The sequence below is a fragment of the Acinetobacter lwoffii genome (assembly GCF_049367455.1).
Lineage (GTDB): Bacteria > Pseudomonadota > Gammaproteobacteria > Pseudomonadales > Moraxellaceae > Acinetobacter > Acinetobacter lwoffii_W.
On record NZ_JBMPXW010000001.1, the window covers coordinates 1,803,658 to 1,816,343 of the forward strand.

The following is a 12,686-nucleotide window of genomic DNA, read 5'->3' on the forward strand; positions in this document are numbered from 1 at the left end:
ATAGACTGGACCAATTGGTAAGTTAGATTGAATTGGGGACAAAAAAATAATAGGAAGTATATTGTGCGCAGGTTATATCGTAAACCAAATAAGGGGTTAATAGGAGTCGATATTAGTTCGACTTCTGTTAAGGTTTTAGAACTTTCTGTAAAAAGTGGCCGTTACTGGGTAGAGAGCTATGCTTTGATCCCATTATCGGAAAACAGTGTTGTTGAAAAAAACATCTTAAACCCAGAAGCTGTCGCTGATGCCCTTGGGCGTGCAATTAATTTGGGTAATACCCAGTCGAATCAGGCCGCTTTTGCGATTCCAACTTCAATGGTCATCACCAAAATCATTGAGATGGATGCAGACATGTCGGATGATGAACGTGAAGTTCAGATTCGTGAAGATGCGGAACAATATATTCCTTTTCCACTCGATGAAGCGAGTCTGGACTTTGAAGTTCTGCCAGACCGCCTTTCCAATCCGAACCGGGTCAATGTGCTGCTGGTCGCGACACGGATCGAAAATGTCGAAGCACGTTCTGAAGTTTTAGAGATTAGCAGTCTAACGCCTAAGATTGCAGATGTAGAAAGTTTTGCGCTGGAAAATGCCTTTAAGGTATTTTCGGACACTTTGCCGATGGGGGTCAATACGGTTGGTATCTTAGACATTGGTCATAGTATGACGACCTTGTCGGTGATGCAGAACAACAAGATTATTTATACTCGTGAGCAGGTGTTTGGCGGTAAGCAATTAACTCAGGAAATTCAGAATCGTTATGGATTATCCTTTGAAGAAGCTGGACGTGCTAAAAAAACCCGTGCCTTGCCTGATGATTATGATATTGAAGTCCTAGAACCCTTCTTGGATGCCGTGGTACAACAGGCAGCCCGTTCATTACAATTCTTCTTTTCATCTTCTCAGTTTAATGAGATTGACCATATTTTACTGGCCGGCGGGAATGCCAATATTCCAGGTCTGGCAAAATTATTACAACAAAAACTCGGTTACCGTGTCACGATCGCGAATCCATTTTTGCAAATGGGCTTTTCTCCTCAAATTGATATTAAAAAAATTGAAAATGACGCGTCATCACTCATGGTTGCATGCGGTTTGGCATTAAGGAGTTTTGATTAATGGCAAGAATTAACTTACTTCCTTGGCGTGATGAGCTAAGAATTAAAAGAAATAATGAATTTGTGGCAATCTGCGTGGGGGCGCTTTTCTTGGGATTAGCGGCAGCAGGTTCAACCTGGTTTTATTATGATCACAAACTTCAGGATCAGGAGCAGGCCAATCAGCTGATTCAAAGTACCAACCAGAATCTGGATGTGCAGTTAAAGGCGCTTGAAGGTTTGCAAGAGCAGCGTAATGCGATTGTTGAACGGATGAAACTGATTCAGGGTCTACAAACTCAGCGTCCGATTGCGGTACATTTGATTGATGAAATTGTACGGGTGACCCCAAGCAATATGTATATCACCAAATTCCAGCGTATCGGCGATAAGTTTACCATTGAAGGTCGGGCTGAGAGTCCAAATACAGTAGCAGAACTGCTCCGTAATCTGGAGGCTTCATCTTGGTATCGAAATGCCTTTATGAACGCTTTCCTGGTGGCTGAAGAAGCAAAAGAAAAGGCACCGAGCTCTATTATTCCACGTGTGGAAGAGTCCTATGGTAGTTTTACCGTGACGGTAGATCTGGATCAGATCGCTCAGCCAGTACTTAACGAAGAACAACAAGCAGTCGCTACAACTACGGGGGCATCATCATGAGTAATGAGGAATTCGATGAGTTCAGCCAGGATGTCGTCGCTGTACCCAAAAATAAAATGACTGTTGAAAAGTTTTTTCAGCAATTCAATACATTGGATCCAAACAATTATGGTAGTTGGCCTTTATCAGTCAAAATTACCTGCTGGATTTTTATTGTTGCACTGGCCTTTGCAGTGATTTACTTTGTCATGATCAGAAGTACAATTGAATCGATTTCACAAGCCAGTGCCCAGGAACAAAACCTGCTGAATGAATTCCGTGAAAAAGAATCCAAATTACGCAACTTACAACAATATCAAATCCAGCTTCAGGAAATGGAAGCTCGTTTTAACCAGCAGTTAGAACAGTTACCGAAAGAAACTGAGATTCCGGGTCTGGTTGAAGATATTAACCTGAGCGGTGTGAATTCAGGCCTGAAGTTTAAAAATATCCGTCTGGAACCTGAAATTAAACAAGAATTCTTTATTGAACAGCCGATTGCAATTGAAGCCACTGGGGATTATCACGCTTTTGGTTCTTTTGTCAGCAGTATTGCCGGCTTGTCGCGTATTGTCACACTGCATGATTTCACCATTACCGGTACTGAAAACAAAGAGAAAAAATCTGAAATTCCGGTCATTGATTATGTGGTGAAAGCCAAAACTTATCGTTATGTCGGTAATGCGGAAAGCGCTGCAGCTAATAGCACTACTCAGGGGGCGCAGTAATGAAGAACATTAAGATTACTTCGGCTTTAACACTTGGGTTTTTATTATTGGGATGCGATTCACGCATTGATGCTGTCAATCAGGAAATGGCCAATATTCGTAATCAGCCGCCTTTGCCGATTGAACCGGCTCCTGATTTTATGCCAGTTGAAACCTTCAGCTATGCAGCACATCAGATTAAAAGTCCTTTTTTACCAAGCTCTCTGGCGGCTGAACTGAAAATTATGGCGGGGAAACGGGTTTATCCAAACCTATCACGTCAACTGCAACCGCTAGAAAGTTATCCGCTCGAAACGTTGACCATGAAAGGCAGTATGCGCAATCAGGCAGGACAGATTCTGGCTTTAATCCAGACGCCTGATGGTGAGGTTGAGCGGATCCAACGTGGTAGCTATATGGGACTTAATCATGGTCGTGTGGTTGGAATTACACCAACACAGATCGATTTGATTGAGATTATTCCAGATGGCCGTGAAGGATATGTGGAACGTCCGCGAAGTCTGGTTCTTATCGGGCCGGCGCCATGAGTTTTAAAGGAATAACAATGAATAAGAGTATTAAAGAATTTATTTTTGGGGATGTTAATACAATGAATCGTGTGTTTCGTCAGTTTTCCATGGGTGCTGTTGCGATTGCAGTGATGCAAGCGGCCAGTGCGCAGGTTTCAATGACCAATGTAGTACCCATGCAGCTTCCTGGACAAGGAACTGAGATTCGGGTGATGTTCAATGGTTTGCCACCACAACCACAAGCCTACCAATTAGAATCACCGTCACGTTTGATTCTGGACTTTGACAAGGCCCAACAGAATTTAAAACAAAGCAAAATTCCGGTCGCAACGCGTGAAGCCAGTTCAGTGGAGGTCACTTCGGATGCACAGCGTGCCCGTTTGACGGTTAATCTGACAGATGCAGGTGCCTTTACCACTCGAGTAGAAGGCAATACTTTTATTCTTAAAATTAATTCGGCAACTCCTGTAGCCATAGCTCAACCTGTGCAGCAACAGTCAGCTCAGGGGATTAGCAATATTGGTTTCCAGCGCGGTGCGCAAGGTGAAGGCCAGGTCGTTATTGATCTATTAGGGAATAATACTCCTGTTGATGTACAGCAGCAGGGTACCAAGGTTATTGTGCGCACTTTAGGTTCCAAGATTCCGGCTCATTTGACCCGCCGTCTTAATGTGACTGATTTTGCGACTCCGGTATCAAGTGTGGATGCTGTGAATCAAAATGGTTCAGGAGTCATTACGATTCAGTCTGCGGAAAGTTATGAATATATGGCTTATCAGACTGATAACAAGCTGACCATCAGCTTGAAACGTCCGGAAGCTAAGAGCCCATTACGTCCTAAAACTGTGGCGTATACTGGCAAGAAAATTTCCTTAGATTTCCAGGATATCGAAGTCCGTCGTGTTTTACAGCTTTTAGCTGACTTCACTGATATTAATATGGTGGCCGCAGACAGTGTACAAGGCAATATTACTTTGCGCTTGAAAGAGGTACCTTGGGATCAGGCGCTGGATATTGTGCTGAAAACCAAAAATCTGGATAAACGGCGCAATGGCAATGTGATCTGGATCGCACCAGTTACAGAGCTGATAAAGGCTGAAGAGGAAGAAGCTAAGGCGATTAAGCAGAGTGTTGCACTTGCGCCTATCCAAACGGAATATATGCAGCTCAGTTATGCCAAAGCCGCTGATATTGAGAAACTGATTACGCAGAATAAAGGCGCATCTAGTTCAGGTAGTTCGAGTAACACTACAAATAATGATGAGAGAGAAAGCTTATTGAGTTCACGTGGCTCTGTGTCTATTGATGCACGAACCAATACTATTATTGTGAATGATACCCAGCCTTTTATTGATAAAATCCGTAATATGGTAGACTTACTGGATGTACAGGTAAAGCAGGTAATGGTTGAAGCACGTATTGTGCGAGCTACCACGGACTTCACCAAAGAAATGGGAGTGAAGTGGGGGATTCTGTCTCAAGGAATTACCAACAATAATAATCTTCTGGTCGGTGGTAGTGACACGACGTTATGGGATCTTAGAGAGCCAGAACTAGATAGTGAAACAGGTCGCTGGACCTACGATATTCAAAGACCAGATAACTTAAATGTGGATTTGGGGGTAACCAGTCCAGGTGCCAGTCGTATTGCCTTTGGTTTGATCAGCCTTTCTGATTTTATGCTGGATCTTGAGCTTTCTGCACTTCAGGCAGATGGCTATGGTGAGGTGATTTCTACCCCTAAAGTACTGACTGCAGACAAGCAGAAAGCAACTGTTGCCTCTGGTTCTCAAATTCCGTATCAATCTGCTGAAGGCGGGGGTACTAATGCCGTGTCGACTACAGCATTTATTGATGCGACTTTAAGTCTGGATGTCACGCCAAGCATTACCCCAGATGGTAAAGTACAGATGGAACTCAATATTACCAGTGACTCACCAGGGAACCCGACACCGACTGGACAGCTCACTATTAACAAAAACCAGATCACTACCAATGTCTTGGTGGACAATGGCGAAACCGTGGTTCTAGGCGGTATTTTTGAGCAAGAAACCCGTAATGCACAAACTAAGGTACCTTTCCTGGGGGATATTCCTTATGTAGGACGTTTATTCCGTAAAGATTTAAAGTCGGATAATAAACGTGAGCTACTGATTTTCGTTACACCTCGAATTGTTAATGACAGTGTTTCAAGAAATCATTAATATATTTTGAATTTAACAAAACGAATAGGTGACTCCTTGCCAAGCAAAGAGTTTGAAACCCTACCAAATATTTATTTGGTAGGGCCGATGGGGGCCGGTAAAACAACAGTAGGACGACATCTCGCAGAATTGTTAGGACGTGAATTTCTAGACAGTGATCATGAAATTGAACGTAAAACAGGAGCGACCATTCCCTGGATTTTTGAAAAAGAAGGGGAGCAGGGGTTTCGTGACCGTGAAACTGCTGTCATTAATGACCTTACCTCACGTCCCCATCTGGTTTTAGCCACTGGTGGTGGGGCCATTACTCAGACCTTAAATCGGGATTATCTGAAACAGCGCGGAATTGTTGTCTATCTCTATACGCCGGTTGAAATTCAACTGCAACGTACCTATCGCGATAAAAACCGTCCCCTCCTCCAAGTCGAAAATCCGGAACAAAAGTTACGGGATTTATTGGCAGTCCGTGATCCCTTGTATCGGGAAGTGGCGCATCATATTATTGAGACCAATCAGGGTGCTGCACGAGATCTGGCGCAACGGATTCTCAATCTCATTACTTCTAAAAACTAAGTTCATTGAATAAAGTGGTTAATCAAGCATGCAAACCTTATATGTAGAACTCGGAGAACGTCGTTACCCTATTTTTATCGGGAGCGATCTGGATCCACAGGCCTTATTGGCACCCTATATTCATGGCAAGCAAGTAATGATTGTGAGCAATACTACGGTTGCACCACTTTATTTGCAGCGTTATCAAACGGCGATTGAGGCTCTAGACAAACGTGTTGCGACCTGCATTCTGCCTGATGGTGAAAAATATAAGGATAGCCAGCATCTGAACCTGATTTTTGATGCACTGCTTGAAGCCGGGTTTAACCGGGACTGTACTGTGCTTGCGCTGGGTGGTGGTGTGATTGGAGATATGGCGGGGTTTGCCTCGGCTTGTTTCCAGCGCGGAGTGTATTTTATTCAGGTACCGACGACCTTGCTGTCGCAAGTAGATTCAAGTGTGGGTGGTAAAACCGGGATTAATCATCCATTGGGTAAAAACATGATTGGTGCTTTCCAGCAGCCGCAGGTAGTGCTGGCGGATATGTCGCAGCTTTCTACTTTGCCTGATCGAGAGCTTTCAGCAGGTTTAGCTGAAGTGATTAAATATGCCCTACTCGGTGATGAAAAATTTTTAGTCTGGCTTGAAGAGAATATGGATGCTCTGGTCGCTCGTGATGAGAAATTATTGGCTGAAGCCGTTTATCGTTCCTGTGCGCATAAGGCACGGATCGTAGCCAATGATGAGAAGGAGCAAGGGGAACGTGCTTTACTCAATTTAGGTCATACCTTTGGTCATGCGATTGAATCTTACATGGGATATGGTGTCTGGCTACATGGTGAGGCTGTTGCCACCGGTATGGTGATGGCTGTGGATCTGTCACAGCGTATGGGCTGGATTTCTCAAGAAGATTTAGAACGTACAAAAAAAATCATTTCTCGTGCCAAACTTCCTGTGGTTTGTCCTAAAATCCCTCTGGATGATTTTCTGGCCTATATGGCCCATGACAAAAAAGTCTTGAATGGACAATTGCGTCTGGTGTTATTAAAGCAGTTAGGCAAAGCAGTGATTACACGAGACTTTGATCTCGAGTTAATGAAACAGGCAATTTTAGCCAATCAGGCATAGGTTTAGTTTTATGGCAGCATTACATACTCCTTGGCAAAAGATTCAGCATTATTTCTGGCTGGTCTGTGGTATATGCTGCCTATTTGCTGCCTTAGTCTTTTGGGCAGTGACTGATTCAGATGATGTCATTGAAATTGAAAAAAAGCCTGAAACTGAAGTTCAGTTGCAGATTCAACCGGAAAAAGTAGCAACAATGACCCATCTTGGTGCACTTTTTCAGGAAGTGAAACCACTGGATCTAAATACGCGTACCGTCGTGAATGCCAGTCATGAGCCGGAATTTCGCGGTACCAAATTTGTCAATGAAGCGAAAAACCAGCACGCAATTGAATTATTTCGTGTGACCAATGAAGCAATTTTAAAAAGTTTTCTTAAAAAACAGTCCGATCGTAAACCTTTTATTTATTTAAGAATCTCGGGTGAAAATCAGCCAGAACAATATGTATTGTTATATGGCCAATATAAGACTGCGTCACAAGCCAATCAGGCACTCTCTACACTGAAGTTAAATTTACCGGCTTCAGTCAAGCCTGAAGTTGTAGCAATGCAGCAATATGTCAGTCTGGTCAATAATCTGGGTTCAGAGGAATTGGCCAGTAATCAAAAGCTTTACGAAATTCGTTTGAAAAATGTGCCTTTGCCGAAACTAGATGAATCGGTACGACTTAGACAGCAGCAAACCCAAACTGAGTCCAAGCCGCGTAGCTCTGATGCTGCGACTACCAGTACCACAATTGTGCGCCGTGATTCATCGGGAAATGTGGTCGATGTACAGAAATCTGAAAGTGCTGTAGAAGGTACACCTCAACCACAAAATAACAATAATCGACCTGCTCAGGGCAGTAATCCGCGTCCTCAAAATAACGAGATTAGTGATCCATTTAATTAGTACGATCTAAAATAGCGCATCTAAAAAATTACAGAATTAAAAATGGGCGCTTTTGGTGCAAAAAATGCACATTAAAATTAATCCTTAGAGTGCTGTTCTGCGCTAAATCTTTGTCATCTGTATTGTTTTAATTTATGCGCTGTTTGTTGGCATGGAATTTGCTTTATTGGTGCATGAATTGAATTAATCTCCCTGTTTTAGCGCGAAAAATGATTCGATGACACCGTATGAATGTCATATTTATTCCAGATTTTTATGTTATTCATGAGCAGAATAAACTTTATTTGTTATGCATTTAGTCTAAAAAAGGACTAGTCTGAAGAAATAAAGAAAAATGCTTTTGCTCTACCAAGACGGTCTTCGAAAGTCCATTAGACGCCAGCGCAGAGAAAAATTTAGATTGTTTAACAGCCTGTTGAGGCTTCGTGAAAGAAGGGTACGCTATGCACATGCCATCGCCTAACAATGTAGCTCCCGCTCAAGGTTTATACCAACCGGATGAGTTTAAAGATAACTGTGGTTTCGGTTTGATCGCCCATATGCAGGGTGATGCTAGCCATGATCTCGTCAAGACCGCGATTCATAGTTTGAGTTGTATGACCCATCGTGGTGGTATTGCCGCGGATGGCAAAACCGGGGATGGTTGTGGCTTGCTCTTGGCGATGCCGAAGAAATTTTTCCGTGAAGAAGCAAAACGCTTAAGTGATACCACTTTAAGTGAAGTGTTTGCTGTGGGGTCGGTGTTTCTAAATCTTGATCCGGCACTTGCTGCACATGCCAAACAGGTTTTAAACAAAGAGATTGAAGCTGAAGGTTTAATCGTTTTGGCTTGGCGCGTGATTCCGACCAATGTCGATGCATTGGGTGAAATTGCATTGCAATCGATGCCGGCATTTGAACAGATTATTGTTAACTGTCCAATGGGTGTGACTGAGGTTGAATTTAACCGTAAGTTATTCCTGGCACGCCGTCGTGCAGAACAACTGTTGGTGAATGATACGTCTTTCTATGTCACTACTTTGTGCTCAACGGTGATCAGCTATAAAGGCTTGATGATGCCGGAAGCGATTGCAGATTTTTATACAGATCTGGCTGATCCACGTTTGGAATCGCATATCGTGGTCTTCCATCAGCGCTTCTCGACCAATACCTTGCCTCGCTGGCCTTTGGCACAACCGTTCCGTTACCTGGCGCACAATGGTGAAATCAATACCATTACTGCGAATCGTAACTGGGCCATGGCGCGTGTGCCGAAATTTGAAAATCCATTATTGCCAGGTTTAACTGAACTGAATCCAATTGTGAACCGTACCGGTTCAGATTCTTCAAGCCTGGACAACATGCTGGAGATTCTGGTGGGTGGCGGCATGGATCTGTTCCGTGCACTCCGTATGCTGGTTCCGCCTGCTTGGCAAAATGTGGAAACCTTAGATGCTGATCTGCGTGCTTTCTATGAATTCAACTCAAAACATATGGAAGCTTGGGATGGCCCGGCTGGTCTGGTGATTCAGGATGGCCGACATGCGATCTGTATGCTGGATCGTAACGGTCTGCGTCCTGCGCGTTGGGTGATTACCAAAAATGGTTATATCACGCTGGCTTCTGAAATTGGCGTATGGGGTTACCAACCTGAAGATGTGATTTCTAAAGGCCGTGTCGGCCCAGGCCAGATGCTGGTCATCGACACGCAGACTGGCAAGGTACTGGATACGCAAGATGTCAATAATCATCTGAAACGTATGCGTCCATACCGTGAATGGTTACGTGAAAATTCTGTGCGTTTGCAAGGTAGTCCAGAGCTGGAAGAATATTTATGTGATCAAGGCTTAAAAGGCAATGGCCTGAAAGCGGCACAAAAAATGTTCATGGTGACCTTTGAAGAGCGTGACCAGTTGTTGCGTCCGATTGCTGAAAGCGGTCAGGAAGCTGTAGGCTCAATGGGTGATGATACCCCAATGGCGGTATTGTCACGTCAGGTGCGTCATGTGTCGGATTATTTCCGCCAGCAGTTTGCACAAGTGACCAACCCGCCAATCGATCCGTTACGTGAATCGATTGTGATGTCACTGGAAACCTGTTTAGGTCGTGAACAAAACGTCTTTGAGCAAGGGCCTGAACATGCAGACCGCCTGATCATTTCCAGCCCTGTACTGTCTAATTCGAAAATGCATCAGATCCGTACCCTGGGTCGTGTCGGTTATGAAATTGTAGATATCGACCTGAACTATGCTGAAACCGAAGGTCTGGAAGCAGCGATTGCACGTATCTGTGAAGAATCTGCACAAGCCATTCGTGATGGCAAAACCCTACTGGTGCTTTCCGACAAGAAAATCCGTGAAGGTTACTTGCCTGCCAATGCTTTCATGATTACTGGTGCAGTGCATCATTACCTGATCAATACTGGTCTACGTACAGATGCCAACTTGATTATTGAAACCGGTTTTGCCCGTGATCCACATCAGTTCGCAGTGTTACTTGGTTTTGGTGCGACAGCCATCTACCCGTACCTGGCTTATGACGTGATCAATGATCTGGTCGCTAAGGGTGAGTTACTCGGTGATCCAGTGTATGCACAAAACAATTTCCGTAAAGGGATTGAAAAAGGCTTGCTGAAGGTCCTGTCTAAGATGGGTATTTCAACGGTTGCTTCTTACCGTGGTGGTCAGTTATTTGAAGCCGTTGGTTTATCTAATGAAGTGGTGAACAAGTGCTTCGTTGGTGTGCCAAGCCGTATTCAGGGTGCAACATTCGCTGATCTTGAAAATGACCAGAAACAGTTGGCGGATATCGCGTGGAAAAACCGTAAACCAATCGATCAAGGTGGCTTGCTGAAATTTGTATTCGGTAAGGAATACCATGCATTCAACCCGGACGTGATCAACTCACTGCATAAAGCAGTACGTTCTGGTAATTATGCTGACTTTAAAGAATATGCAGAACTGGTGAACAACCGTCCGATCGCAACGATCCGTGACTTATTTAAACTGAAAACAGACAACTCGATTCCAGTCGAACAAGTGGAATCTGTGGAAGAGATCCTACCTCGCTTTGACTCTGCCGGCATGTCTTTGGGTGCATTGTCGCCTGAAGCGCACGAAGCGATTGCGATTGCCATGAATACGATTGGCGGTCGTTCAAACTCGGGTGAGGGCGGTGAAGATCCAGCGCGTTACGGCACTATCCGTAACTCGAAAATCAAACAAATTGCATCGGGCCGTTTTGGTGTAACGCCTGCTTATTTAACATCAGCAGAAGTTCTCCAGATTAAAGTCGCGCAAGGTGCAAAACCAGGTGAAGGTGGTCAGTTGCCGGGTGGTAAAGTGAATGGTCTCATTGCCCGTTTACGTTACTCTGTGCCGGGCGTTACCCTGATTTCGCCACCTCCGCATCATGACATCTATTCAATTGAAGATTTATCACAGTTGATCTTTGATTTAAAACAGGTTAACCCACAGGCGATGGTGTCAGTTAAGCTGGTTTCTGAACCGGGTGTCGGTACGATTGCGGCAGGTGTAGCGAAAGCGTATGCCGATTTCATTACCATTTCTGGTTATGATGGCGGGACAGCGGCTTCTCCACTTTCTTCAATTCATCATGCAGGTTCACCGTGGGAACTGGGTCTTTCTGAGGCACATCAGGCCCTTCGTGTGAATGACCTGCGTGGTAAAGTTCGCGTACAGACAGATGGCGGTTTAAAAACCGGTCTGGATGTTGTCAAAGCAGCAATTCTGGGTGCAGAAAGCTTCGGCTTTGGTTCAACCCCAATGATTGCCTTGGGTTGTAAATACCTGCGTATCTGCCACTTGAATAACTGTGCAACCGGTGTGGCAACCCAGCAAGACCATTTACGTCAAGAGCATTATATTGGCGAGCCACAAATGCTGATCAACTTCTTCACTTTTATTGCTGAAGAAACCCGTGAATGGCTGGCAGCACTTGGTGTATCGAGTCTGAAAGACCTGATTGGCCGTACGGATCTGCTTGAAGTGCTTCCAGGTGAAACTGCAAAGCATGCACATCTTGATTTAAGCAAATTGCTTGAGTCGCATCCTGCTGCAGAAGGTAAAGCACAGTACTGCGAAGTACAGGGCAATGCACCATTCGATAAAGGCATTCTGGCAGAGAAAATGGTGGATGAGATTCTACCTGCGATTGAAGCGGGAACTGGCGGTGAGTATAGCTTCACGATCGGTAACTGTGACCGTTCGATTGGTGCCCGTCTGTCTGGTGAAATTGCGAAACGCTATGGCAACTTGAGCATGGAAGCCCATCCGGTGAAAGTTCACCTGAATGGTACTGCGGGTCAGTCACTGGGTGTCTGGAATGCCGGTGGTCTGCATATCAGTTTGGAAGGCGATGCCAATGACTATGTTGGTAAAGGTATGGCAGGTGGTCGTATCTCGATCTTCCCGCCAAAAGGTTCGCCATTCCAGACGCAAAATACCGCGATTATTGGTAATACCTGTTTGTACGGTGCGACTGGCGGTAAGTTATATGCAGCGGGTACAGCGGGCGAGCGTTTCGCGGTGCGTAACTCGGGTGCATTTGCCGTAATTGAAGGTGCAGGCGATCACTGCTGTGAATATATGACCGGCGGTATTGTTACGGTGCTGGGTAAAGTTGGGCATAACTTCGGTGCGGGTATGACTGGTGGTTTTGCTTATGTGCTTGATCTGGATAATGACTTCGTTGATCATTATAACCATGAGCTGATTGAGCTGAACCGTATTTCTACCGAAGCGATGGAAGAGCATAAAGCCTTCCTGGGTCGTATTCTGGATGAACATATTAAAGAAACGGGTAGTGCTTGGGCGTACAAGATCCGCCATGAGTTTGACTTTTACAGCCGCAAGTTCTGGTTGGTAAAACCAAAAGCAGCTAACTTGCAAACGCTGTTAAAAACCACTCAAGCTGATCCACAATAATTCCACTACTG

Annotated in this window: 9 protein-coding genes; all 9 read left to right on the top strand. The window is 44.6% G+C overall.

Going from position 1 to position 12,686, the window contains the following annotated elements; genetic code table 11:
• Positions 1-63 precede the first annotated feature (63 nt).
• The 9 genes from ACO1B7_RS08510 (at position 64) to gltB (ending at position 12,675) form a co-directional block, all read left to right on the top strand.
• Positions 64-1,122, top strand: a complete 1,059-nt coding sequence (locus ACO1B7_RS08510; protein ID WP_004644949.1) for a pilus assembly protein PilM — start codon at positions 64-66, stop codon at positions 1,120-1,122.
• Positions 1,122-1,760, top strand: a complete 639-nt coding sequence (locus ACO1B7_RS08515) for a PilN domain-containing protein (protein WP_004281141.1) — start codon at positions 1,122-1,124, stop codon at positions 1,758-1,760. Before ACO1B7_RS08510 ends, ACO1B7_RS08515 begins: the two co-directional genes overlap by 1 nt.
• Positions 1,757-2,467, top strand: coding sequence for a type IV pilus inner membrane component PilO (locus ACO1B7_RS08520; RefSeq protein ID WP_044109013.1), 711 nt, complete (start codon positions 1,757-1,759; stop codon positions 2,465-2,467). The genes ACO1B7_RS08515 and ACO1B7_RS08520 overlap by 4 nt, the downstream gene beginning before the upstream one ends.
• Entirely contained in the window at positions 2,467-2,994 is a 528-nt protein-coding gene (locus tag ACO1B7_RS08525; RefSeq protein WP_005248368.1) for a pilus assembly protein PilP, read from the top strand. Before ACO1B7_RS08520 ends, ACO1B7_RS08525 begins: the two co-directional genes overlap by 1 nt.
• A 17-nt stretch (positions 2,995-3,011) precedes the next feature.
• Positions 3,012-5,180, top strand: coding sequence for a type IV pilus secretin PilQ (locus ACO1B7_RS08530; protein ID WP_423090043.1), 2,169 nt, complete (start codon positions 3,012-3,014; stop codon positions 5,178-5,180).
• 36 nt (positions 5,181-5,216) lie between these two features.
• A complete protein-coding gene (aroK, locus tag ACO1B7_RS08535; RefSeq protein WP_005101380.1) occupies positions 5,217-5,753 on the top strand; it encodes a shikimate kinase AroK in 537 nt (178 codons plus the stop codon).
• 28 nt (positions 5,754-5,781) lie between these two features.
• Entirely contained in the window at positions 5,782-6,861 is a 1,080-nt protein-coding gene (gene aroB / locus ACO1B7_RS08540) for a 3-dehydroquinate synthase (RefSeq protein ID WP_423090044.1), read from the top strand.
• A gap of 10 nt (positions 6,862-6,871) precedes the next feature.
• Positions 6,872-7,750: a hypothetical protein gene (locus ACO1B7_RS08545; protein ID WP_423090045.1), complete on the top strand. Its 879-nt coding sequence runs from the start codon at positions 6,872-6,874 to the stop codon at positions 7,748-7,750.
• Positions 7,751-8,199: 449 nt separating this feature from the next.
• Positions 8,200-12,675: a glutamate synthase large subunit gene (gene gltB / locus ACO1B7_RS08550; protein WP_423090308.1), complete on the top strand. Its 4,476-nt coding sequence runs from the start codon at positions 8,200-8,202 to the stop codon at positions 12,673-12,675.
• Positions 12,676-12,686: the final 11 nt, after the last annotated feature.